Here is a 24,528-nt window from a genome sequence, read left to right as displayed (position 1 = left end):
AGACATACTACGATAGAAATAGGAATAGCCCTATTTCTTGTTGATGAAAGGGTTATGAGCCAATGGACGGTAGAATTAGTGCATACGATGTAGCCAAAAAAGCAGGTGTCTCGCAGTCTACAGTATCGCGAGTGTTAAATAACTACCCTTATATTAAAACAGCGACAAAAGAAAAGGTACTAACGGCAATCAACGAGCTAGGTTTCACAAGAGACGAAATCGCTCGTAGTCTTGCAAGTAAGAAAACAAGAACGATAGGGTTGATCGTTGGTGATATCACAAATCCATTTTTCTCTGAATCAGCAAAAGTCATTACGACAAAGGCACAGGAAATGGAGTATGATGTTATCCTTTGTAACACCAACCATAAGGAAGAGAACCTTAATAAATACATTCAAACACTCATTGGTAAAAGAGTAGATGGCATTATTATTGCGTCAGCAGACAAAGATAACGAGAAGATTAAAGAGCTTTATGACAATGGTTTTCCAATTGTCCTTTATAACAGTATGATGGAACACGACCATGTGAACTACATAGCGGTGAACAATTACCGCGGTGCACAGCTCGCGGTTGAGCATCTCTATCACCTTCAGCATAAAGAAATTAGTTATATCGCAGGTCCTTCAAAATACCTTACGACACATTTAAGAAATGAAGGGTTTAAGGATGCGTTAAAACAATTCGGTTTACCTCTTCATGAAGAATACGTATACAATCAGGAGTTCTCATACGATGAAGTCTATCGATTCACGAAGAAACTGCTGAATGGGAAGAAAAGACCAACCGCTTTTTTCTCTGCATCTGATCAAATGGCCTTAGCCATTCTTGATGCTGCAGCAAGTGAGAATATTCGCGTTCCAGAGGAGCTATCGGTTATCGGATTTGATGATATCGACCTTGCGAAGAATCGATACATCGGGTTAACAACCATCACCCAACCAAAGGAGAAGATGGCGAAGCTTACATTAGAAAAGCTTATTGGTCTTATTGAGGGAAGTGAGGATGTCGCATCTCCTTTTCAAATTATATTAGAGCCAGAGCTTATTCCGAGAAAAACGACGGGGCAATGCCAGGCGTAAAGGAGGCGTATGATGTTAAAGGATCTAGTAGGAAAGAAGATTCTTGTCACAGGTGGAAGTAAGGGAATAGGGAGGGATATTGCATTAACCTTTGCGAAGCACGGATCAAGGGTTGTCATCACCGGGCGAAATGAAAATACACTTAAAGAATGTGTTTACGAGCTACAAGAACACAATCCCGACTGTTCATATGTCGTCGCTGATATCCAGAAGATTCATGAGATTCGTCGAATGGTAGATGAAGCGGTTGAGCTTATGGATGGAATTGATGTCCTCATCAACAATGTTGGAGTGAATATTGCCAAATCAGCACTCGAGGTAACGGAGGAAGATTGGGAAGCCGTGCTTGATACCAACCTGAAGGGAAGCTTTTTCTGTGCACAGCGTGCCGGGCATTACATGATACCGAAACAGCAAGGAAAGATCATCACAATTGTCTCGCAAATGGCTTTCGTAGGCTATGTAAAGCGGGCAGCCTATTGCTCAAGTAAAGGCGGAGCTGTTCAAATGACGAAGGCACTTGCCGTAGAATGGGCACAACATAATGTGAAGGTGAATGCCGTAGCCCCCACGTTTATTGAAACCGAACTCACATCAAAGATGTTTGAGGATAAAGCATTTCATGAAGACGTGATGAAACGAATTCCGCTAGGGAAATTAGCTCAACCATCCGATGTAACTGGTGCTGTCGTGTATCTCGCATCAGATATGGCCAATTTCGTAACGGGTGAAACGTTAAAAGTGGATGGTGGATGGACGGCAATATAAAATTTATTTTGAATGCGGATTCAAAAAAAGAAAGAGAGGGGTTTGATTAATGAATGATGTGGATCATTTAACAGAAGAGAAGAGTGAAAAAGGAGTCAAGACGTATGAAAGTATCGTTCACTATGGTGACTCGAATGAAGTAACGCGTGTTGGGTATTCGGATTATAACGAATTCACTAAGAACGACAAGCGAAGTCAGAGTATGGAAGGGTTTGATAAGGATTACAGAGATATCGTGGATTACATTCTAAAAATTACGCATCGGATTTGGGAAGAAAAAGGGATTGGTGTCATTTATGATACGTATCACAACAACGTTTCCATGCATACCGGGTCAGTGACGGTCCAGGGAATTAATGCTGTTATTTCAGGTACCCTCCAAACCCTACATGCGTTTCCAGATCGGAATTTGATTGGAGAGAATGTCATCTGGTCTGGCAATGATAAAGAAGGATTTCTATCCTCCCATCGCATTGCATCTACTGCGACGAACCTTGGTGATTCTTCGTTCGGTCTTGCGACAGACAAACGCGTTTTTTTCAGAACGGTCGTTGACTGTTTTGTTCATTCCAATCGCATTGTAGAGGAGTGGCTCGTTCGAGATAACTTGTCGATCGTCAAGCAGCTAGGCTATGACCCCGTTGAGGTAGCGAAGAAACTCGCATCTGAATCAAAAACGAAATCCTTTCAACTAGGCGCAGGAGCTAATGAAACGATGGATGGACAGTTCTCACCGAAAGTGTATGCATCGGATCAAGAAGGATTCGAAATTGGCGATTTTACCCTACAGCTTTATAACAGCATCTATCAGCGGCGGTTATTTAATGAAGTAAAACACTATTATAGCGAAACAGCTGTCGTTCATGCCATATGTGAGCAGGACCTTACGGGACATCAGCAGATCCAGAGCATGCTGATTAGTTTATTCGCATCATTCCCAACTTCTAAAGTAATGGTAGAACGTGTGACGTGTAATGACGGTCAGCTTGAAAATGAATGGGATGTGGCGGTAAGGTGGACGCTTCAAGGACTTCATGATGGTATTGGTTATTTCGGCCAACCGAGTGGTGCACCTGTTACGATACAAGGAATCTCTCATTTAAAAGTAAGAAATGAGGAAGTTGTAGAGGAATGGATGACGTTTGATGGACTTGATGTGCTTCGACAAATCTATCTTGAGTCGGAAGAAGGATAAGGATACAAACGAATTGTCACTTACGATCATTATTTGAATGCGGATTCAAAATTAAGGAGGACGTAACATGACAACTGACTTGCTTCAGAAACAGACCTTTAGCGTAGCTGCATCAACAGATTTCATGATGCCTGGAACTGTACGATTCGGTGTGAATTCGTTCCTATCACTTGGGGATGAACTTGAAAAACTAGGTGTAACGAAGGTTGCGGTGATCAGTGATAAAGGATTAGAAAAAGTAGGACTCGTCGACCGTGCAGTGGAGATTGTTCATGCTAGTGGGAAAACGTCAACGACGTTTACAGAAATCGCTGGGGAGCCCACTTTCGATCTACTGGCACAATCAATTGCCCATGTAAAAGCAGAAGGATGTGATGCGATTGTAGGAATCGGAGGAGGTAGTGCTCTCGACGTCGCTAAAGCGACAGCGGCACTTGTTGATAAAGACGACTTTTCAGCGTATTTCAGTGGTGAGAAAACGGTGGAACAGAGAACGGTATCTTGCATCCTGCTTCCAACCACTTCTGGAACAGGGGCGGAAGTGACGAAGAACGCGATCTTTGAAGATACAGAGAATGAGGTGAAGAGAGGGTTAGTGAGTGCAAGCTTTCTACCTGATGTTGCGATCATTGACCCCGCTCTTACGCTGTCATGTCCATCCAGAGTAACCGCTGCATCTGGAGTTGATGCTTTCACACATGCCATTGAATCCTATGTGGCTGTGAATGCTACACCCATCACCAAGATGTATGCAGAAAAAGCGATGAAGTTATTCGCACCAAACATTGCAAGTGCCGTACATAACGGCAAAGACCTTGAAGGAAGAATTGGCATGAGCTGGGTGAGTGTGCTTGCTGGAGTTTCGCTCGCCAATGCGGGAGTTGGAGCGGTTCATGCGCTAGCCTATCCACTAGGTGGGAAGTATCACATCGAACACGGGGTAGCAAATGCTCTTCTGATGCCATTCGTCTTCGAAGTAACGGGAGAAACGCGCATGAGCGAAATGGTTAACGTCGCTTCATTTTTACAACTCGGAGATTATTCAAATAACCCGCATGAAGCGCTTGAAGCTGTGGTTTCATACTTGTACCAATTACTAGGTAAGCTCAATCTTCCTACCTCGCTTTCTGAGCTGGGAATTTCAAAGGAGGACTTACCAGATCTAGCGCACCAAGCATCGAAAATTGACCGCCTCCTTTCGAATACGCCATACAAGTTGAGCGAAGAGATGATTCTATCGATCTATTTAAATGCCTATAAAGGAGTGAAACAGCGTGATTAAAACCGATTCGATTCATCCATTTTACGTTAATGGTAAGTGGATGGAAGCAGAAGAAAGCATTGATCTTAAGTCCCCTTATTCAGGACAGGTCGTCGCAACCGTTCCTCAAGTTAACAGGGAAGAGGTCGCGAAGGCGATCGAAAGTGCAGAGCAAGGAGCGCAACGGATCAAGAAGTTAACAGCACTAGAACGCTCAGAGATTCTAGAAAAGGTCTCAGATTTGTTCAAGGAACGTGCCGAGGAGGCAGCACGGATTCTGGCAAGTGAAGCTGCAAAACCTCTGAAAGCGGCTAGAGCTGAAATCGATCGAACAGTGGAAACGTATAAATTTGCTGCTGAAGAAGCAAAGCGAATCACTGGTGAAACCATTCCGATGGATGCAGCGAAAACTGGAAAAGGTCGCGTTGCTTTCACCATGCGTGAGCCCCTTGGCATCATCGCAGCGATTACGCCGTTTAACTTTCCCTTTAACCTTGTCGCACATAAGCTAGGGCCAGCCATTGCTGCAGGAAACGCGGTTGTATTAAAACCTGCCAATCAGACGCCACTTAGCGCACTCTTTACCGCAAAATTGTTTGAAGAAGCGGGTCTCCCAACAGGAGCACTCAACGTTGTTCCAGGAAAGGGAAGTGTGATTGGAGACGTTCTCGTAACCGATCCACGCATTAAAATGGTTACGTTCACTGGAAGTTATGAAGTTGGGTTATCGCTAAAAGAAAAAGCTGGTCTAAAAAAAGTGACGCTTGAACTTGGATCAAACTCTGCTGTCATCGTCGAAAGTACAGAGGACTTAGATGATGTTGTGAAGCGCTGTGTTCAAGGGGCTTACGCGTATGCTGGTCAGGTGTGTATCTCGATTCAACGGATTTATGTGAACGAAGCGTTGTATGAGACGTTTCTTGAAAAATTCATCGCTCATACGAATTCACTCCTAATCGGTGATCCGTTGGATGAAAAAACGGACGTTTCCGCGCTCATTTCGAAACGTGAAGCTGAACGCATTTCTTCCTGGTTGGAAGAAGCGAAATCAGCAGGTGCACGAATCGCGCTTGGAGGAAAACACAATGGTGCGATGATGGAACCAACCATCATAGTCGATGGTTCTGAAGAGTTGTCAATCAGCTGTAAGGAAGCATTTGCTCCAGTCGTGAACATTACGCCTTATGGATCGTTCGATGAAGCCATCACATTCGTCAATGATTCCGCGTATGGCCTCCAAGCTGGTGTGATTACAAATTCGATTCACCAGGCATTTCAGGCAGTCCACGAAATTGAAGTAGGTGGTGTCATGGTGAACGATATTCCAACGTTCCGTGTCGATCAAATGCCGTACGGCGGGGTGAAAAACAGCGGAAGCGGAAGAGAAGGGATAAAGTACTCTGTGGAAGAGATGACGGAACTAAAGCTTGTTTCTTTTAAACTATAAAACTCTGAAAGGATGTTATCAGTATGCAAACGCAACAACCAAAAGTGAAGAAGGAAGTATCTAATCAAGACATGGAGAATAACTGGATCGTCCGGTTTGACGAGCTAAAATCAAAAGCGATTCCACTGATGTTTATTGATAGTATCATCCCAGGACATAACCGATTAAACTATGCGCTCATTGGAGATACGGCGAGTGAAAACGATAAGTACGAACCTGAAATCACTGAACCACACGGCTTTCAAATTGGGATGGTCAAAGCCCCTCCTGGTAACGGTCCAGCATTTCATTCTCACGACTATATTGAAGCCTTCATGCCCTTAAAAGGAAAGTGGCGCTTCTACTGGGGAAATAGTGAGGACGAAATTGAAGGTGAAACGATTATTGAAGAATGGGACTTGATCTCCCTTCCTCCAGGACTATGGAGAGGATTTGAGAACGTTAGTGAGGAAGACGGTTGGTGCCTTGGAATTCTAGAGCAGCATAAAGTGTTCGATGGGAAAGACCCATACTGGGCTCCTCAAGTGATCAAAAACGCAGCCAAGCATGGCTTCAACGCTGATGAAAAAGGAAAGATGATTAAACCAGATCATTATGAACAACTTGAAAAGCAAATGGCAGAAAAGCTTCGAGCAGGTGAGAAGTAATCACATGGAAAACCTTGTTCTCTTAACAGGAACGCTTTGTGATGAACGACTTTTTGCACATCAAAAAGAACACCTTACGGATGTAACGGCAAGCATCACGATTCCTGATTTGACGCATCAAGAAACGATCACGGATTTAGCGGAATCTGTTCTGCAAGAAGCCCCAGAACAATTCGCATTGGCAGGTCTTTCGCTAGGCGGCATCGTCGCAATGGAGATCATCCGGATTGCTCCCGAGCGCATCACGAAGCTTGCCCTACTAGATTCAAATCCATATGCCCCAACGGTCGATCAATTGGATTCTTGGAAAAAGTTGATCCAGCGAGTAGAGGATGGTGAGTTTCAGGAAATCGTTCAATCTCTGTTACCTAAACTCATTCATCCCACTGCGCTCACTGATCGTGATTTAACAAATACTATCATTCAGATGGCAGAGAATATTGGCCCGCAAGCTTATATTCGTCAGCTGAAAGCAGTAGGCACGAGAACGGATGCGAGAGAGCGACTAAAGCGCGTTTCGTGTCCGACGCTACTGCTTGTCGGAAAAGAGGATGGTGTGTGTCCACCGAACTTTCATCAGGATATGCATCATCTTTTGCCCAATTCATCCTTCATCACAATTAAAAACTGTGGCCACTTGAGTAGCCTCGAAGCCCCAGAAGAAGTAACACGTGCGATGAGAGAGTGGCTCATACAAGAATCGAAAGGAGGGATGATGTGAACAACTTAGTAAAAGAGAAGTTAAAGAATGGAGAACGTGTAACGGGCTGTTTTATTGGAATGTACGCTCCGAACATTGTCGAAATGATCGGGTACAGTGAGTATGATTTTGTTGTGATTGATGACGAACACGGCGCGTTCAGCACATCCGAACTCGAAAACATGATCCGTACAGCAGAATCCGTTCATCTCGTACCGATTGTACGCGTGTCTTATGACCCTTCCAGTATTCAAAAAGCACTGGATCGTGGCGCTCTCGGCATACAAGTTCCAATGGTTAACACAAAGGAAGATGCAGAGCGAGCTGTCGAAATGGCTAAGTTCCCTCCGCTTGGAACAAGAGGGGCAGCTTACTCACACCGAGCAGCCCGGTTCGGGACGGATAAAGGAAAAGCCTTTCTTGATCAATCAGACGAGCACATTCTCGTGATTCCACACATCGAAACGAAGGAAGCTGCAACAAACTTTAAGGAAATTATGGACGTAGAGGGAATCGACCTTGCCTTTCTCGGTACAACGGACCTTTCAGTCAATATGAATTACAAAGAAGAGGGACCGAAGCATCCAGAAGTTCAGAAGGTAGTGGATGATTTATACGAGATTGCGAGGGAGAACCATTATAAGATTGGGACTGTTGCTGGCGATGCGGAAAGTGCGCAGAAGGCATTTGATAAAGGTGCCGATTATGTTGGGATTATTGCGGTTTCTGTAATGTTGGATGCGTTTAAGAATGTGAGTAAGGAGTGTAAGAGGAAGTTAAGTAAGAAGGTATAGAAAGTATAGAAAGTAGAGTGTTGGGACCCCGGCCCAATTCAGTTGGAGCGGGGTTTTTGAATTGAATGATTTCACTGGTATGAGCGTTGTTAGAATTTACACAAGAGGAATAGTAACCAGGTGGTGACAGGCACCCGCGAATTCCCTACGACTAACGTATAAAAGATCCAAGCGGCGTCAATAATGAAACGACTTAATACGATTGAGGTGGGTTTTATGTATTTATTATTCGTGATGGTCGTTTGGATCTTTTTTGCTTATAAATTTATCGACTGGTCGCAGTGGAGAAAGCAGTATGCTACCATTCTCTTTTTCATAGTGATCAATCTTACATATAACTTCCTCTATTTCAATCACACACTGTGGGCGTTCAGAGGAGTTACAGCAGAATGGATCAATCATTCGATCATTAACATGGCCTTCACTTTCTTTATCTGTCCCGTCGGTCTCATCATCTACCTGCAGCGCTTTCCGAAGAAAAGGATCAATCAATTCAGTTACATCGCTATATGGGCTGGATTCTACACAGTGCTTGAGACGATCTTCGCCTATAAAGGATTGTACGTCTATGATAACGGTTGGAACGGGTGGTTAAACATTCCCTTAAATATCATCCTGTTCTTGATGATTTATATCCATTATCGAAGTCCGGTGAAAGCACTCATCATCTCCATTCCTCTCGCCATCCTTTTCTATTTATTCTTCCCCGTCCCATTGGACAGTCTAAAATAATAAAGGAGTGGAGCAGTCATTATGATGATTCGTGATGTTCTATCAGTACCCGTCTTTTTGATATTGGCGATGATAGCGTATGGTGCCATGTGGATTTATTTGTGCAGGAAGAAAGTGAATAAGGATGAAGAATGAAGAGGAGATTAATCATTTGCAGGATGTCAAGGAGGTTCGATGTCCTGTTTTTTGTTTTTAACTGTCTCCTAGATCTCATAATAAGGGTAGTTTATTTTTATTTTGGTACTAAACATTAGATCTTTCTGTACCGATTAAGAAAGTAAGAGAAGAAATATATTATGACTATTGTATTAAATAAGGAGTGTCGTTATTAGTTAGGGAAGGACATCCTAGGGCTAGAGAAGTGGTCACCAAAGAGAAAGTTGTCGCCACAGTGAGTACTGAAATCACTGAGTTAGTTAAGCGGTATGAAGGTGAATGATCAATATTAATAATTCAAAATTCATTACTTCAAAAATAATTAGCTCAATTGAAAGTACAATTAGATATAAACATAAACCCTATGGAAGTTATTGGTTTATCAATATAGGAAAACTCCCTTACTACTTTAGGGAGTTTTCCTTTTGTCAGTGTATGACTTTTGTCATAAATAATAATATCCAATTGAGGAAAACGCTGTTATTCTATTAATAGACTTATTACATGTTTTGTAAGTTATTCATTACTATATTATTATTTTAGCAAGATTATATTTTAAAGGGTGGTTAATTTGTATCAGGTATTTGAGAGCTTTTTTAAATTTATTCAAAATTTAGGTGTGGAAGGATTCACGGGATACTATCTCGCATTCCAGTTTATCCTTTTCCTAGGGATGATTGCTTTTACTGCCATAAAGATAGCGAAAGAAATAAGGATTATGCGACGTTTAAAACCAAAGCTCGAAGGCATTAATCCATCCACTATAGATCGAGAGAAAGCATCAAACGTTGATCAGGAACTACAGGACGCATTTACGATCTTACCTAAATCGAAGTATAAACAACAATGGGATCGTTATTTTAGGCGTTCCTCACAAAAAGGCGAGGATGAAAGAATCCGGGTAGAACCGTTCTTTAGTTTTGATGTCCTCATGCATCATCTCGGTTACCGTTCCATTTTAGAAAGTGGGGCTGGAACAAGCGTTAGTCTTGGAGTCCTTGGAACATTTATCGGTTTATCTGTTGGGTTGGCTGATTTAAATGTTGGAGATACTGATGCACTGCGTACAGGAATAGATGGCTTGTTATCAGGGATGAAAGTGGCTTTTTATACCTCTGTATTTGGTGTGCTCTTATCACTTCTATGGACGTTTTATGATAAAGGAATTAGTAGTCGTCTTGAAAGTCACATCGACTGGCATGCGGAAAAGCTAGATTTCCTTCTCAACACAGATGATGAAGAACTTTTCCTTAACCGGTTAGAGAAGATTTCACGTAACCAGGCGGATCATCTGAAAACACTTTTAACAGATGCGCTAGAAAAAGTAATGCATCCTGTAATGAATCAAATGCAGTCTTCAAATGGACAGGTGACAGACGCATTTAATAATCTTTCAGAGCAATTTAGTGGTTTTCAGTCTGGTATAGAAAATCAAACAAAACTATTAGAAACACAGTTCCAATACACACAACAAAACAGTAATGATATGACTAACCATCTAGTAGACCAAATTACAGGTGGAACAGAGCAGTCGATCAATCAGTTCAGTACGCTCATAAGTGAGACACAACAGATGCAGCAGGAAATGATGGGGACCATCAATAAAGTGGTACATAACATAGCTGAATCAGAGGAAAGGCAAGCAAGTACCTCACAACAAACAGAGCGGATGCTGAGTCAATTTCATAGCATGACCGAAGAACTGGAATCAATGCGCAGTAGTTATAAAGACACTTCTTCATTTATGAATGAATTAGGAGATACGATTAGTAGTGTTCAAAAGTTATCAGAGCAACAGCTTCCAATTCAACAGGATGTGATGAGAAGTAATCAGCAGCTTGCGGAAAAATATGAAACCATTTCAGCTGCCTTTGAATCGTTCAACGAAAATATAGAAGGACGTCACAATGAACTTCTTAATGAAGTAATCTCCTTCACGTCCAAAATGTCGACTACTTATCGGGATATGACCGAGAAGTTCAATGAATCACTTTCAACCCAAATTAAAACGATCAGTGAATCGGAATCTCTTCTCCAAAATGTAAGAGAAATTGTCTCTACGCTTGTTCCACTTGCTCCTGAACTTAGAAGTGTTATGACAAATCTAGATGACCTTCGTGGGAAGCTGAGTGAAACACAACAAATACAGTCGCAACTTCTACCTGAAATGATTGATTTACGGAAAGATACGAATACGACAATTACTTCAGCACTAGCAGATACAAGAATGTACATGGAAAAGATGGAAGATCAAATTAGCTCCTTGCAAACTCATTGGAGTGTAACGGAAAGTAGTTTCAAAGATACGCGCGATATCCTTGATACATCTGTAAAAGGCTTTAGTGAAAACGTCGATAATGGCTTGAGTAAAACATTCCACCACCTTGATGAAACGATGACGAAAGCAGTCAATACGGTTAGTAATATGATTAATCAATATAGTGATCTACAACAGGAGTTAGTAGAAGGACTTGAAGATCTTAGTGAACAAATCAATCAATCGAATCGTAAAGTGACTAGCTAATGAAGTACCGCAAGCGAGAAGAAGTCAACTACTGGATGTCATATGCGGATTTGATGAGTGCGATGCTCATGATCTTTGCCCTTCTCTTAACTCTAGTGATTCTGGATTACAGAGAATTGTTAGAGGCAAAAGAAAAACAAATTGAAGAGGTTGTAAGTGTGAAGACCGAAATTATCGAAGCACTGACAGATGCCTTCGAGGAATCAAATTTAGAAATAGAAATTGATCAGCAAACCGGAGCCATTCGCTTTCCAGGTAGCATTTTATATGAATCCAACTCTGCTGATCTATCGCCAAAAGGTGAGAAATTCTTAAGGGATTTTGTACCGAAGTATTTTGGGATACTACTACAAGATCAATTTAAAGACGATATCTCATCGATTATTATCGAAGGTCACACGGATAAAAAAGGCGACTATATGTATAACATGCAGCTATCTCAGAGCAGAGCTCTCTCAGTACTCGAGTATGTATACAGTGATGAAATGGGAGATTTTAAACAGAGAGAACTTGCACAGTCTATTGTAACTGGAAATGGGCGAAGCTTTAGTCAGCCTTTGAAGGATAGTAAAGGGAAGTATGATCCTGATCGATCAAGAAGGGTTGAGTTCTTATTCCGACTTAAGGATGACGAGGCGATCAAAGAAATCGAAAAGCTGGTTGATAAATAATGAAATACGTCTATGAATTTCATCTCCTCAACAACTGGGCGAGGGATAACCGAGAATTTCGGATCAAGATGAATGATGATTTGTCAGGGGCAAAATATCAGAGTAAGTTGGAAGGTTTGAAGCAAGAATTTCTAAGCCTTCCCTATTTTCAAAAGTCATCAACGTGGATGAAATCGTTAAGTAAACGTCAAAGGAATCTTGTTCCATACCTGTACGATCAGAACCTAGAAGCAAAACAAAAAAGCTTCTTGCTTCATGCTATCAAATCAAGCATACCTGAAGAGAGACGGATGTTTCGTACGTTGGTGGATGTGCTTTATCAAACGTGTGACGTTGATGTCCTATGGGAACTGGTTCGAAGTTCTCAAGTGGCGCATTCGGAGCGGATTGAACGACGGATGGAGCCGGAGCAGTCCGACAAGTGGGAAAGGTTTCTTCAAGCAGATGAGCCGGTATCTTATTTAGCTGAAGAAGGATACAAGAGTGATAATGGATTTATCGAGGAGTTAAGTACTTACTATTTAACTGAGAATATGCCGCTATTTAAGTATGTTTTGCTTGATATGCTTAAGATAGCGGATGAGGATTTTTTCATTAAAGAGAAAAAGTTGTACCAGAAGTATTTTTCGGATGGCTCTAATATGGAGCAGCAAGAAATGGCTGATAATCTAATTAAGAAGTGTAAGCTAAATCGAGTAGAGGATTTAGGAAAGCTGATATATGAGAAACTAAAAACTTATCGTAGAAAACCAACGTTATGGAAAAATGTTGGTGAAGATGAGAGAAGAAGATTTGCTAACTGGATAATGAGGCTTGAGTTAAAGGACTTCTTTGAACAGGTAGATAAAAGCCATGAACGGTATCAATATTGGAAGAAGTTTATTTTAAAACTAGAAGATGTTGTGGTTACAGATGGGAAAAGAACGTTGATTATGTACTTTGCAGACGTTGTCATTATAGAGGTTTTAGCAACAGGTGCTGTTTATATTTATGACAATCATAAGTTTAAAAGACACTTTCAATCAAAAGTTGATAAGTATCTTACTGATAAAGAAAAAACATATCCACGAGGGGTATTCCCTAGAGAACTAAAGCGTAGTGAGCTTATGGAAAAGTATCTTACTATTGAGGATGGTTGGCTAACTCATATTGGTGAATGGCAAAAGAGGTTCGATGAACGGCTAAAACTTAACTTGAACTGGGAGGTGGACAGGGATGTTCTTTCTAAAAAAGAAGCAGCAATTGATGAGGGTGAAGCTTGATCCAGAAAAAAATGGAGTCCAAATAGGCATTGAACTTGTAACAGGGAAAGACTCTCAAGAACTTTCCCTCCCCCTCTCAAAAGAAGAAATCGAAAACTACTACAAACTACCGGGATTTCAAGCATATGTGTCCTGGGAAGAGATTCACGATGCAGGATTATTAACGGACTCTAGATTAAGTTATGAAGACTACTATCAACTAATAGAAGAAGAAACTGGAGTGGAGTTACTAGAACTGCTCCAGTTACCTGTTCAAGAAATGAACGTTCACGGAGAATTAAAGTTAGAATCACTTCCGGAACAAGCGGATCTTAAGCTTGTGTTAAAAAATGAAAACGCTCAAACAATTGATCGAATTGGAAGACGTAATGGAGCAATAGCCGTGATTAATCAGCAGCTATTTCTTTTGCCTGGGAAAGTTTACGAGCTTCAAAAAGCTATCGAAGCAGAGTATGAAACAGGCTACCAGAAGATAGGCGTCTGTCAGAAGCTTGCGAATGAAGCACACATCGATCAGGAGGATTTTTTAGAGAACGAGTCTTATCATGTAGTCGATTCTTATGACCTTGAAATGAAAGTCCATTCGCCGAATCACATCGAGTTACAACCCGTTGGAAGCACTCCGGCCGAAACGACCGTGCTTGGCTCGCCTTCTCCAGTAACAACGTACAAAACGAGTAACAAACGAGATCGTTTCGTGCGAACGGAAAAAATCAGCCGTGACATCATTCAACTTTCAAAAAAGCGACACATTACTGGGGAAGAGGTACCACTTTTTTTGAAAACCCGCTTGCCGTGTTACCTGAACACGATTATGAATTTGATCTTGAAGCCTTTTCTGAACGAGCAAGAGGAATTATTCCAATTGAAAAAGTTCGCCCATATTCTCAGGGGGACAGCGGGATTCAATGGTTTGATCCTGAAGCAGATCAGCAAGTGGCATATGATGAAGATTTTCTAAGAACGCTAATGGAGCAGCATCCTAACGAGCAGTACATTCAACACGAAAACAAGTGGATTTATCTTGATCCGCAAATGCGCAAAAATTTACTTGAGGAAGTTGTTGAGGAAGATCAATCTCTCAAGAAGAATTTCACTTTAGATATTAAAGACAATGAAGCTGATCTTGAATATCGGTTAGAAGCGAATGACACCGAACAGGTTCAAGAATATCCGATACCTCAAACATTGAAAGCTGACTTATTTGATCATCAAGTTGAAGGTTTTCAATGGCTTTGTCATCTTGAAGAGAGAAGCAGAGGTGGTTTATTAGCTGATGATATGGGATTAGGAAAAACGATGCAGGTAATCACTTTTCTACTACATCAGAAAAATCAGGGAAAGCATTCTCCAACTCTACTCGTGTTACCTGTTGCCCTAATGGAAAACTGGATTGAGGAAATACGAAAGTTTGCTCCTGATCTACTAAGCAGTCTTTATATCCATAAAGGCTCAGGAAGAAGCAAGTCATCCACACATATTAGTAGCTATGACCTTGTCTTCACAACCTATGACACACTTAAAATCGATCAACTCCTTTTCGGTAAGATTAACTTTCAATCTATCATTTGCGATGAGGCACAGAACGTAAAGTCTCACAGTAGTCAGCGTTCACGCGCACTAAGAGCAATGAAGTCAGAATTCCGACTCGCGATGACAGGGACACCTGTTGAAAATAGCCTGGAGGAACTGTGGGCGATTATGGATTTTGTTCAACCAGGAGAATTAACTTCCTTAAAAGAATTCAAGCAGCAATATATCGAAGCAGCAGATTACGACGGTCTACTAAAAGCGATCCAGCCTTACTACCTCAGAAGAACGAAGGAAGGAATCTTTAGCGATCGTTTACCAAAGAAAGAAATCAAGGATCCCATCTATGTTGAAGCCTCAAAGGTTCAGAAGTCCATTTCAGAATCAATGCTTCAAACGAAAGAGACGGGACAAATTGCGATCTTAAATATGCTCATGAGACTTAGACAATTGTACGGACACCCTGGAGTCATTATTCCGGAGTATGAAACCTTACCAGCAAGCGAGGTTCCAAAAGTAAAAGAAGTGATGAGCGTCATTGATCGCATTAAAGAAAAAGATGAAAAAGTTCTCGTCTTCACCGAGTTTCGTAAGCTTCACTCTATCTTTAAACGTCTTTTTATGGAGACGTATGGTATCTCCGTTCCAATCATTGATGGAAACACGGCTAACCGCCAAGGAGTCGTAAAAGAGTTTAATAGCCGCCCTGGGTTTGGGATCATGCTGCTCTCTCCAAAAGCAGCTGGCGTCGGACTCACGATCACAAGCGCCAATCACGTCATTCACTACACTAGATGGTGGAATCCAGCTGTTGAGAATCAGGCCACGGACCGTGCCTATCGGATTGGTCAGGAGAAGGACGTGTCTGTTTATCAGGTGATTACAAGGGATGTTCAGAATTTCCCGAATGGAACGGTGGAAGAGTTGATGCATGAGCTGTTGGAGAGTAAGCGGGAGTTGGCGGAGAATGTGATTGTTCCGTTTGATATGAGGGAGGTTCAGGAAGTTGTAGCCCGTAGGTTAAAGATGGAAAGATGAAAATTGATCCTATCAATTTCTATATATGGATAACCCATGGTAATTAGTTGGAATACGAAAGATGGCACACTACCTGTTAACTTAGTGCGCCATCCTTGATTTGTTTTTTTATAACTCATTAAATATAGCTAAATCTTGTGAATTAATAGTTGGTGATATCGAAAACCTAACAGTAGACCTTATCTCCTCAATCGTACACCCCATCGCTTCAAGAACATGACTAGGTTTACTAGAACTACAAGCTGATCCAGTAGAAGAGGCAATGTGATCAGCTAATGATTTTACTAATACTTCATTATTCACACCTTTAAACTGAACATTAATTATCCCTGGAATCTTATTTTGGTGATCATTATTGAAAGAGATATGATCGGAAAATTTTTCTTTGAGCAATCCACTTAACGTTGATTCAAGCTCTTCTAACTTATTTACATTATGAGTTAAGTTTTTATATGCCAGTTCAGCAGCTTTCCCAAACCCAACAATATTATGAACCGCTAACGTTCCGCTCCGATAATCTCTTTCTTGTCCGCCGCCGTGCATCAATGGAGTAAGCTTTACTGGAATTCCCAGTGAATCCTTGCGTAGAATAGCCATCCCGGTTCCTTTTGGACCATGCAGCTTATGAGCAGATCCTGATAGGAAGTTTATACCTGGATAATCAGATAGACTGAACTTCACCTTTCCAATCACTTGTGTTGCATCGGTATGAAAGAAGATGTCCTGCTCTTCGCAAAGCTCTGCGATTTCATTAATAGGGTTAAGGGAACCCACTTCGTTATTACCCCAGATGATAGAGACAAGTACGGGGGGATCTTCTTTTATCACTTGTTTGAAATCATCGATATTGATCCTTCCAAACTGATCCACATCTAGATAAGTAACCTTATAATCACGCTGTTCTAGATACTTACAGGCTTCGAGTACAGCTGGGTGTTCGACTTTCGTGGTAACAATGTGGTTGCCTTTATCACGATAATAATCTGCTACACCTTTAATAATCATATTGTTACTTTCTGTTGCGCCACTGGTGAAGACGACTTCATCTGGATCGCAGCCAACTAAACTCGCGACGTTCTCGCGAGCCTCTTTGACTGCTTTACTAGCGTTTGTTGCAAGAGAGTAATATTTACTTGAAGGGTTACCGAATTCCTCTAGTAAATAGGGGAGCATGGCATCTTTTACTTCAGGTAGAACTTGAGTTGTTGCACTGTTGTCTAGATATAACATGTGTTTTCCTCCTAATCCATGCTCATTAAGTTAATAATAAACTTTTCATAGTTTCCAGCATGTTTGTATTCACTATTCAAAAGACCAACGCCTCGCTCTAAGTGCAGGTTAAATAGGGAAGGGAAGTATTCTTCATCGGTTACTTCACGTTCTGCATGCTGGGTAATTAACGCTTTGAAGATGTAATCATATTCACCTGTTAAAGTGTTGCGATTAAATTCTAGCCCGTTCGTGTTTGCTAAATCCTCAGATGGCATAGATTTCACTTTTAAGGAAAGGGAGATGGCCAATCTTGCTAGAATGTTAGGTGTTAAGTTGGTTGTAGACTGCAGGTTCTTTAGTTTTTCTTCTGTTTGTTTTGAAGTTCGCAGTCTGAAGTTCATGATTTCAGCTCCGATTCTTTAAATTTAAAGTATTCTTTGTGTAAATCAACACGTTGTTCCTCTGTGTTGAACTCCAGGGTGTATTCGTGAGAGATATGTTTGCTTAGTAAGTTGTAGTGTGTTGTGTCTATTTCAGTATCTGTAGAAAGAATAAGTACCTGTTCTCCACTTGAAGGAATGAGGTCCGTCAGGACCGATTTCTTGTGAGACTTGTCCAACCTACCAAGTAATGTATCAAAGATGAATGGTACCCGTCGGCCGGAACATTTGAACATTGCCCAAATAATGGAGAGTAAGAGAATCTCCTTTTCACCTGCAGATAGACTTTCTTTATATAGGATTTCTTTATTCCAATCATAAAGAACCACTTCATACGTTTCATGATTAATTCGAAGTGAAGAAATATAATTTTGTTTTCTCATTAATCGATTTAACATTTGAGTAGCTTCTATTTGAACTTGTTGTAATTTCTTTTGTTGTTGAAGACTTCTAAATTCTTTACTTAACTCCATCACTTTAGAAGAAATAGTGAATGCATTCTGAGTCTTTTCATTTTGCTTAAGAACTTTCTTCTTCTCATTAATTTGATATGAAAGCTCAGTAAGCGCTCTTTGGTCTTCAGAATGTTTTTGTTCTTGTTGTGCTAATTCATGTTCAGTATCTACAATCTTTCGGTTAATGCTTTCCATTTCTTTAATGATTTTATGGAAGTCATCTTTTGACTCATCATTTGCAGTGATTTTGTCTCGTAACTTCTTCGATTCAGCTAGCAACTCTTGATTATCTTTTAGAAGATCAAGGTAGAAGTGATGGTTTTCTTTGCTTAATTGTTGGTGTGTAGATTCCACCTGGCTTCGCTGAGAAAAGGAGGCGCGATGAATAATCTTGTCATTCTCAGGCTTAAATTCATTAAGAATGCCTTCTTTTAGCTTTTTAGAATCGACTTTAGAATCATCAGAAGAGACGGAAGTCATAATAGTGCTCATCGTTTCATCATTGAGTCGGTTTGAAAGCTTCTGGTACATTTGGTTTGAATCTTCATCTTCCATTTGATCCAGAGAATCTTTGATTAAAGAACGATTTAAATAGAAAGGTAAGAGAGTAGTAATGAACTCTTTAACAGCTTCTATGTTCTCTTTTCTTTCTGTTTCAATGATATTCACTTCATTTTGTAATTTATCTCGTTCTTCTTTTGCAAGGCCACCATTAACCTCAAAATCTTTCTTTAGATCCTGTAGCTGGTCTTCTAATGTAGAAAGGTAATGCTGCTTATCCTCAATTTCTTCAATTCTTGCTTCATGTGTTGCCTGCAAATGTTCTTCTTTATTCTGAAGCTCTAGTAACTGCTTTTCTGCTTGAGAAAGGCTGTTTTGATCGAGGTCATTTTCCACATATTGCTTTAAATCAGATTCAAGGACTTCAAACAAATCAAGGTTGAACAATACTTTTGAAGCACTCTTAAGATAATTTGATAGTAAATTCTCATTGATAATTCGAGAGATTTCTTCACCATCAAAGAGACAAAGGTCAAATAATTGTGGCGGCATTGTTTCCCTAAGTCTCGTTTGGTAGATTTCTTTCTCATAGTCGGTTAAATGATGGTTGTCTCGAATAATTTCGAGTTCTTCCTTAACAGCACCATCAGAGATTTTCCAGCCTCTGTAAAGCTTATACGTATGTCGTTTGAAGTTTTCTACTTCGCTATATTCTAGAATAACGCGGAAACGGTGGCCTTCTTCAGCTCTTTTTCTATTGTTTAAATAGCCCCAAATCCGATCATAATACGCTTTGTTTTCCGTTTTATACCCATATGCAAATGAGCCAAATAAACCAAGTTTAATAGAGTTTAGTAGTGTAGTCTTACCAGCTCCATTTTCGCCACCTATTAGAATAACATTTTGCTCAGGTGATCCTATTTCAAAATCAAAGGAATAGGTGCCTTGATAAGCACCTATGTTTTCAATCGTTAAATTCTTAAATAACATGTCAGTAACCCTTTCGCATTAAAGGTGTAGGTAATCCTGTGTTAATGCTTTATCTAATTCATTCATTAACCCACGTCTTACTTTATAGCCTGAATATTTTTTCTCTGTTAGGATGAGTTTCTTCAGTAATTTAAAATCAATATTCTTCTCTTGAGCTAGTAGTTCAAGGTCAGAGATCTGTTCATTATCGAAAAGAGGACGATCATCGAATTCCCAGTCGAGTTCATAACCCATAACATTCTTAAAGATCTCAGGTAGGTTATCTTCAAATTCGCCAGCTTCAAGCCAGAACCTACGGATGACTCTAAGCTCATCTTCACGAATTAGTTCAAAGTTTGGATCATCCGGGTGTTTCAGGTCTCTTTGAGTAATAAGAAGCTTCTCTAGAATCTCTTGTCTTGTTTCTAGAGTGAATGGTCCAAGACCGAGCTGTTCGAGCTTACCTTCTTCATTTCTTACTAATAGCTTAAGATCTCCTGAAGCACCAAGGTCAATATTATTTTCTTTAATATATTGCTTTAAATTGACTTTTTCTACAATTGCGTATTCTTCTAAATTGATTAGATCTTTTCTTCTGCTACCTTTTTTAGGGATAATTACGTATTCTTTATCGTCAATTTCTTCAATTCGAACTTCATTGAAGTACATTTGTCCATTCATACGATATTTCATTCTACGGTTGCGATCGTCTCGAATCCCTGCAAGCCAATTTCTAAATTCAAGAAGAGGGCGCATCCAGTCCTCACCACTCTCAATGAAGCCGTTTAGGGCTTTATCTTCGTTTACGACAGTACATACCCAGCAACCAAAACGACTGTTACCACAAGAGCCTGCGCTTTCTTTTACACTCTTATCTACTACAAGGGGGCACTCACCACTGCTTGAGTCTTGATACAGTTTATTCAATGCATGGTTATCATCTCCCCATGGAGATGGAACTGAAAGAAGATAATCCCAAACATCATCCGTTTCAAAGCTTCTTATTGGTGCATAAACATATGCGTTAGAAAGGGTAGAGTGTTTCATCAGTGTCTTACCTTCGACACTATGTGACTTCATCACGTTCGCTCTTGTAGCACTTTCGTTATCTCGTACGCCTAACACCATAATCACTTCACCAAATTTAGACACTTTATCTAGGATAAATTGATTAGCGGGATCGATCTTAAGTCGATCGGTACACCAACGAAACTTCTGGTTAGGGGAAGGGTAGCCTTTCCCAATTATTTTCGACCAAAAGGACTGATCAGGAGCAGGTTTAACCTTATGCGTTTCAATAGGAAGTCCTATTTCTAATGCCTTAGTCTGAATTCTTCTTAACGTTGTATTGATTGATTGAATGATCAATGGCGTCTCAACTAAAGTGTCTGAAGAAATGACATAAACTTTCTTATGCAATTCTTCGGGAGATAGCTCAGACAACGCGTCGAAAACAAGCTGAATAACGACAGTAGAATCTTTACCGCCACTATATCCTACAACCCATGGTCTTGGATCTGACTTATAGACTTCTTTAATATGCTCTTTTGATTCAGAGGCTTTAGGGAAGTCGTTTTTTAATAAGTTACTAATACTATTTATCATTTGATTCACCTGACTTAAATTTATTTTCGATCTTCATTTCATTTTCAGTGAGAGGGAGACCAAGTTTTTCTTTTATGAGATTAGCTGTTAGCTGAATGGTGTGGTTGTTCTTTTGAATCCGTCCATTCGAATTAAATGCCCGTCCTTCCCAATCTGTTGTATTCGCTCTATTCCAATCTATAGTAGATAGCTTCCTAATGGTTTCTTGCCAGCTTGTTGGTTGGAACTCGTATGCATATCTGCCAACAATACCAACTGCTTCAAGGAACAAGCCGTGCCCTACGATATAGTTCATTCTTAATTCACGAGGGTTCATTTGCTTATCCAATACCAATTGCCATTCAGTAATGGTTTCACAGAGAATGCTCCAGAACTCTTTAACGAATTGCTCTTCATCATCTGTAATTACATCACCCTTTGTTTTCCCAACAAGCTTTAAATTCGTATTGAAAATATGATTCAAAGCCATGATTTTAGGTGAATTCTTGGATAAAGAGACCTTTTCTCTATCGGTATAACGAGAGAGAAGGGGGTTCTCTGCAACGATTTCCTTTGTAAGCATAGCTAATCGATCACGATGATCATACAAAATTCCTATAGAGGAGGTTGTATTCACAGCATGTCTATTTAAATCGGAGAAGATTTGTTGTGAGTTTTTCAATCCTTCATCATAAAAGAATACAACGGAAATCGTTTCATTACCAAGCTCTGGTGCAATTTTTAATGCTTCTTCAATCGCAGCTCGGCGATGCTGGCCATCATTAATAAGAAAACGAGCTTCCAACGAAATCCTTAATTGACCTAAATCATTCGACGTTGTATCTTGACCAAATGGAATAAACTCTAGTTCGCCATCAATTGACGCTGTAATCGAAGAAAACACATAATCATCCTGGTTTTCTACGATGTAATTCGTCATTTCAGGGATTCTTGTTTTATTTAAGATTCGTTGTGCTCTATGCTCTGGCGGAATCTCGTCTTCATCAAATAAGAAGATCTTAGGGATTATCCTAAGTGGACACATTGCCACAAAGTATTCCTTGCCAGCTTGTTTACCACGTATTGCAGGGAAGTTATAGCTAAATCCCATATCCATATATACAACCTCCGATTTACGTACGTAATTGTTAATTTTATTATAAACCTCATATAAACTTATGGCAATAAAAAGCGAACATTAATTCGCTACTTTCAATTTTCTGCCAGTTTAGTAGAGGTGTATTTATATGGTAGAATAATGGTAAGAATACGTTTATAAGAGGTTGATAATTATGGAAAAAGGAAGCTTTTTAAGTTTTATAGAACATTTAAGTCCCCTAGCGGCTCTAAATGCGAAGAAAATGGAAGAGTTATTATTTGAAGACTCAGCGAGTGCAATTGTTAAATCACGATTATTTCTCGAGAAAGTATTAGATGAAGTTTTTAAAATGGAGAGTATTGAGGCGCCTTACGTTTCTTCACTTTACGAGAAGATTTCCTATTTATCAAAAGAGGGAATTATAAAGAGGGACACACAGAAGTTGTTTGATACGATTAGGATCAATGGGAACAAAGCTGCTCATACTGGAGACTTTGCAGATTTATCTCAAGCGATTGGATTACATAAGGTAATGTACAAAGTGGCCCTATGGTTTTATGAGCTATACTCCCAAGAAAGAGTTGATATACCTCCTTACGAACAGCCCAAACCTACTAAGAGTGAAATTAGTTCACAAGAACAAATCGATGAACTTATTCAAAAACAATTAATTAAGATGTTGGAAGAAAGAGGAGAACGTACCACACCTGATCCGAAAGAAGTAAATCCAGAGGGAGAAGAAATTCTCGTTAAAGATTTGCCTAAAAATAAAAGTTATCTGTTAAGAGAACTAAGAAGATTAAGTGATTCTGCTCAGGAAGCTATCGAGAATGCAAACGCTTTTAGCCATTTCAAAAAATACATGCACGTGGACCGAAAGATTCAGAAGGACCTCGAGTACATTCTCGAAAAGAACAAACAGGATGATTCAGGAAAACTGATTCTACTTTGCGGAAGTGTAGGAGATGGTAAATCCCATCTATTAGCTTATTTGAAGAAACATAAACCAGAGCTCATCTCTGATTATGAGATTCATAATGATGCGACTGAAAGCTTCTCTCCAGATAAGGATGCGATGGAAACGCTAGCTGAAGTACTGAAGGATTTCTCAGATCAGCGAGTTGAAAGTAGTAACAAGCGCGTCATTCTAGCGATTAATATGGGGGTTTTGCATAATTTCATTACAGCTGATCATGGCGACCAAACGTATCATGAACTAAGTAAGTTTGTTGATAATAGTGATTTGTTTTCTCAGAATGTAACAACACATTATAGTGAGGAAGCATTTGATTTACTAAGCTTTGGAGATTATCACCCGTTTGAGATTACGAATGAAGGACCTCAGTCTCAGTTTTTCTTATCGATCTTAAATAATATCTTTAAAGATAGCAACGATAATCCATTCCATCTGGCTCTTAAAGAAGATCAGAACAATGGAATTCATACCATGCTTCACGAGAATTTTGAATTTATGAGAAAACCATTTGTACAAAAGCAGGTTGTTGATTTAATCATACAAACATTGATTCGAGATAAAATGGTGATTTCTGCACGTGCATTTTTAAATTTCATAGCAGATATCTTAATTCCTGATACACTTTCGTCCTATTACTCTCTTACTGAATTTCAGCGATTAGAGTTGAATACAACAAATTTGTTATTTAATCGAATGGAACGTTCTCCTATCTTAAAGGCAATGGGAGAAAAGGATCCAATTCACCAACGCTCCTACCATATTGATCAGCTAATTATTAACTTAAATACGTATACCGACTATGCCAAAGTATTTGACCGCTATATTCAATCTGATGAAGCAAAGAAATGGTTAGAACCTTTCAAGCAAGATGACAGTGTCACAGGTCATTCATTTAGCCAGCTTGTAGAGGTGGTCATCCGCTTAGCTTATCTAACAAACGAGGACTTTTCAAAACAAGTCATTGAAGAGAACTACTTGAACTACGTAAAGTATTTGTACGCATTTAATGCTGGTGAAAAAAGCAAGATTAGAGACTTCTACGAAGAGATGAAGCAGTCCATTTTCAAATGGAATGGCACTCCGAAGAAAGAGTACATCTATATTAACAATCCTGCTGAGAAGTTCAGAATTGCCCAGTTATTGAACTTTAAACCTACGTATAAGCATCTGAATTTTAATCACCAAAATGTACTAGAATCGTTTAAGGCCACTATTCATTTGCGCTATCACGATGGTAATGGGGACAATCAAGTTGATTTAGAAATCGACTATCCACTATATAACTTACTAACAAAAGTACAGCAAGGTTATTGTCCAAATAAAAAGGACAAAGAAGATGCGATTAAATTCGTTGAATTTATGGACAGAATCATGGGCTATGGAAAGAAAAAGGACGAGCTTTTGGTTCAATTCCCAGCTGATGAACGGTCTTATAAATTAAAGCGTGACGATTTTGGTGATTTTGTTTTTGAAAAGGAGTCTTAA

General features: G+C 39.9%; 20 protein-coding genes. 15 read left to right on the top strand and 5 right to left on the bottom strand.

Features of this window, described 5'->3' with window-relative positions:
• Positions 1–62 precede the first annotated feature (62 nt).
• The 14 genes from ACIFPW_RS13650 (at position 63) to ACIFPW_RS13585 (ending at position 15,807) form a co-directional block, all read left to right on the top strand.
• Positions 63–1,082: a LacI family DNA-binding transcriptional regulator gene (locus ACIFPW_RS13650; protein WP_430245019.1), complete on the top strand. Its 1,020-nt coding sequence runs from the start codon at positions 63–65 to the stop codon at positions 1,080–1,082.
• A gap of 12 nt (positions 1,083–1,094) precedes the next feature.
• Complete coding sequence (locus ACIFPW_RS13645) at positions 1,095–1,850, top strand: SDR family NAD(P)-dependent oxidoreductase (RefSeq protein WP_430245016.1); 756 nt, start codon at positions 1,095–1,097, stop codon at positions 1,848–1,850.
• 49 nt (positions 1,851–1,899) lie between these two features.
• Entirely contained in the window at positions 1,900–3,045 is a 1,146-nt protein-coding gene (locus ACIFPW_RS13640) for an ester cyclase (RefSeq protein ID WP_430245015.1), read from the top strand.
• A 67-nt stretch (positions 3,046–3,112) separates the two neighbouring features.
• Complete coding sequence (locus ACIFPW_RS13635) at positions 3,113–4,327, top strand: iron-containing alcohol dehydrogenase (protein WP_430245013.1); 1,215 nt, start codon at positions 3,113–3,115, stop codon at positions 4,325–4,327.
• A gap of 40 nt (positions 4,328–4,367) precedes the next feature.
• Positions 4,368–5,753 carry an aldehyde dehydrogenase family protein gene (locus ACIFPW_RS13630; protein ID WP_430245148.1) on the top strand — a complete coding sequence of 462 codons (1,386 nt, stop codon included), beginning with the start codon at positions 4,368–4,370 and terminating at the stop codon, positions 5,751–5,753.
• 23 nt (positions 5,754–5,776) lie between these two features.
• Positions 5,777–6,400, top strand: coding sequence for a cupin domain-containing protein (locus tag ACIFPW_RS13625; protein WP_226611957.1), 624 nt, complete (start codon positions 5,777–5,779; stop codon positions 6,398–6,400).
• Positions 6,401–6,404: 4 nt separating this feature from the next.
• A complete protein-coding gene (locus ACIFPW_RS13620; protein ID WP_430245011.1) occupies positions 6,405–7,121 on the top strand; it encodes an alpha/beta fold hydrolase in 717 nt (238 codons plus the stop codon).
• Positions 7,118–7,894, top strand: a complete 777-nt coding sequence (locus tag ACIFPW_RS13615; RefSeq protein WP_430245009.1) for an HpcH/HpaI aldolase family protein — start codon at positions 7,118–7,120, stop codon at positions 7,892–7,894. The genes ACIFPW_RS13620 and ACIFPW_RS13615 overlap by 4 nt, the downstream gene beginning before the upstream one ends.
• 216 nt (positions 7,895–8,110) lie before the next feature.
• A complete protein-coding gene (locus ACIFPW_RS13610; RefSeq protein ID WP_430245007.1) occupies positions 8,111–8,626 on the top strand; it encodes a CBO0543 family protein in 516 nt (171 codons plus the stop codon).
• Positions 8,627–9,353: 727 nt separating this feature from the next.
• Positions 9,354–11,306: a MotA/TolQ/ExbB proton channel family protein gene (locus tag ACIFPW_RS13605; protein WP_430245005.1), complete on the top strand. Its 1,953-nt coding sequence runs from the start codon at positions 9,354–9,356 to the stop codon at positions 11,304–11,306.
• Positions 11,306–11,977 carry an OmpA/MotB family protein gene (locus tag ACIFPW_RS13600; protein ID WP_430245003.1) on the top strand — a complete coding sequence of 224 codons (672 nt, stop codon included), beginning with the start codon at positions 11,306–11,308 and terminating at the stop codon, positions 11,975–11,977. The genes ACIFPW_RS13605 and ACIFPW_RS13600 overlap by 1 nt, the downstream gene beginning before the upstream one ends.
• Entirely contained in the window at positions 11,977–13,239 is a 1,263-nt protein-coding gene (locus tag ACIFPW_RS13595) for an EH signature domain-containing protein (RefSeq protein ID WP_430245001.1), read from the top strand. The genes ACIFPW_RS13600 and ACIFPW_RS13595 overlap by 1 nt, the downstream gene beginning before the upstream one ends.
• A complete protein-coding gene (locus ACIFPW_RS13590) occupies positions 13,193–14,200 on the top strand; it encodes a hypothetical protein (RefSeq protein WP_430244999.1) in 1,008 nt (335 codons plus the stop codon). Before ACIFPW_RS13595 ends, ACIFPW_RS13590 begins: the two co-directional genes overlap by 47 nt.
• Before the next feature lie 8 nt (positions 14,201–14,208).
• Positions 14,209–15,807, top strand: coding sequence for a DEAD/DEAH box helicase (locus ACIFPW_RS13585; protein ID WP_430245146.1), 1,599 nt, complete (start codon positions 14,209–14,211; stop codon positions 15,805–15,807).
• A gap of 108 nt (positions 15,808–15,915) precedes the next feature.
• Here the strand turns inward: ACIFPW_RS13585 and ACIFPW_RS13580 are convergent, their stop codons facing one another.
• The 5 genes from ACIFPW_RS13580 to dndB are packed head-to-tail and all read right to left on the bottom strand — an operon-like array spanning position 15,916 to position 22,085.
• On the bottom strand, positions 15,916–17,037 hold the full coding sequence (locus ACIFPW_RS13580; RefSeq protein ID WP_430244997.1) for a cysteine desulfurase family protein: 1,122 nt from the start codon (positions 17,035–17,037) through the stop codon (positions 15,916–15,918).
• Between the two features lie 11 nt (positions 17,038–17,048).
• The gene (gene dndE / locus ACIFPW_RS13575; RefSeq protein WP_430244995.1) at positions 17,049–17,420 is read right to left on the bottom strand and encodes a DNA sulfur modification protein DndE; all 372 of its coding nucleotides are present in this window, start codon (positions 17,418–17,420) and stop codon (positions 17,049–17,051) included.
• On the bottom strand, positions 17,417–19,405 hold the full coding sequence (dndD, locus tag ACIFPW_RS13570; RefSeq protein WP_430244993.1) for a DNA sulfur modification protein DndD: 1,989 nt from the start codon (positions 19,403–19,405) through the stop codon (positions 17,417–17,419). The genes dndE and dndD overlap by 4 nt, the downstream gene beginning before the upstream one ends.
• Before the next feature lie 18 nt (positions 19,406–19,423).
• On the bottom strand, positions 19,424–20,989 hold the full coding sequence (gene dndC, locus ACIFPW_RS13565) for a DNA phosphorothioation system sulfurtransferase DndC (protein ID WP_224597142.1): 1,566 nt from the start codon (positions 20,987–20,989) through the stop codon (positions 19,424–19,426).
• On the bottom strand, positions 20,979–22,085 hold the full coding sequence (gene dndB, locus ACIFPW_RS13560) for a DNA sulfur modification protein DndB (protein WP_226611976.1): 1,107 nt from the start codon (positions 22,083–22,085) through the stop codon (positions 20,979–20,981). Before dndB ends, dndC begins: the two co-directional genes overlap by 11 nt.
• 175 nt (positions 22,086–22,260) lie before the next feature.
• Between dndB and dptF the strand changes: the two genes are divergently transcribed.
• A complete protein-coding gene (gene dptF / locus ACIFPW_RS13555; RefSeq protein WP_430244990.1) occupies positions 22,261–24,528 on the top strand; it encodes a DNA phosphorothioation-dependent restriction protein DptF in 2,268 nt (755 codons plus the stop codon).

Origin of the sequence: Pseudalkalibacillus sp. NRS-1564 (assembly GCF_050467905.1) — a bacterium.
In the GTDB taxonomy this organism is placed as follows: Bacteria; Bacillota; Bacilli; order Bacillales; family Guptibacillaceae; genus Guptibacillus; species Guptibacillus hwajinpoensis_B.
Note: the sequence above shows the minus strand (reverse complement) of the source record. Positions and strands in the feature narration are given on the sequence as shown.

Coding starts and splice junctions, on each gene's coding strand:
- ACIFPW_RS13600 (WP_430245003.1), top strand. CDS start 11,306: ATGAAGTACCGCAAGCGAGAAGAAGTCAACTACTGGATGTCATATGCG.
- ACIFPW_RS13630 (WP_430245148.1), top strand. CDS start 4,368: ATGGAAGCAGAAGAAAGCATTGATCTTAAGTCCCCTTATTCAGGACAG.
- dndB (WP_226611976.1), bottom strand. CDS start 22,085: ATGGATATGGGATTTAGCTATAACTTCCCTGCAATACGTGGTAAACAA.
- dndD (WP_430244993.1), bottom strand. CDS start 19,405: ATGTTATTTAAGAATTTAACGATTGAAAACATAGGTGCTTATCAAGGC.
- ACIFPW_RS13595 (WP_430245001.1), top strand. CDS start 11,977: ATGAAATACGTCTATGAATTTCATCTCCTCAACAACTGGGCGAGGGAT.
- ACIFPW_RS13645 (WP_430245016.1), top strand. CDS start 1,095: ATGTTAAAGGATCTAGTAGGAAAGAAGATTCTTGTCACAGGTGGAAGT.
- ACIFPW_RS13590 (WP_430244999.1), top strand. CDS start 13,193: ATGTTCTTTCTAAAAAAGAAGCAGCAATTGATGAGGGTGAAGCTTGAT.
- ACIFPW_RS13610 (WP_430245007.1), top strand. CDS start 8,111: ATGTATTTATTATTCGTGATGGTCGTTTGGATCTTTTTTGCTTATAAA.
- ACIFPW_RS13650 (WP_430245019.1), top strand. CDS start 63: ATGGACGGTAGAATTAGTGCATACGATGTAGCCAAAAAAGCAGGTGTC.
- ACIFPW_RS13635 (WP_430245013.1), top strand. CDS start 3,113: ATGACAACTGACTTGCTTCAGAAACAGACCTTTAGCGTAGCTGCATCA.
- dndE (WP_430244995.1), bottom strand. CDS start 17,420: ATGAACTTCAGACTGCGAACTTCAAAACAAACAGAAGAAAAACTAAAG.
- ACIFPW_RS13585 (WP_430245146.1), top strand. CDS start 14,209: ATGGAGCAGCATCCTAACGAGCAGTACATTCAACACGAAAACAAGTGG.
- dptF (WP_430244990.1), top strand. CDS start 22,261: ATGGAAAAAGGAAGCTTTTTAAGTTTTATAGAACATTTAAGTCCCCTA.
- ACIFPW_RS13620 (WP_430245011.1), top strand. CDS start 6,405: ATGGAAAACCTTGTTCTCTTAACAGGAACGCTTTGTGATGAACGACTT.
- ACIFPW_RS13640 (WP_430245015.1), top strand. CDS start 1,900: ATGAATGATGTGGATCATTTAACAGAAGAGAAGAGTGAAAAAGGAGTC.
- dndC (WP_224597142.1), bottom strand. CDS start 20,989: ATGATAAATAGTATTAGTAACTTATTAAAAAACGACTTCCCTAAAGCC.
- ACIFPW_RS13625 (WP_226611957.1), top strand. CDS start 5,777: ATGCAAACGCAACAACCAAAAGTGAAGAAGGAAGTATCTAATCAAGAC.
- ACIFPW_RS13580 (WP_430244997.1), bottom strand. CDS start 17,037: ATGTTATATCTAGACAACAGTGCAACAACTCAAGTTCTACCTGAAGTA.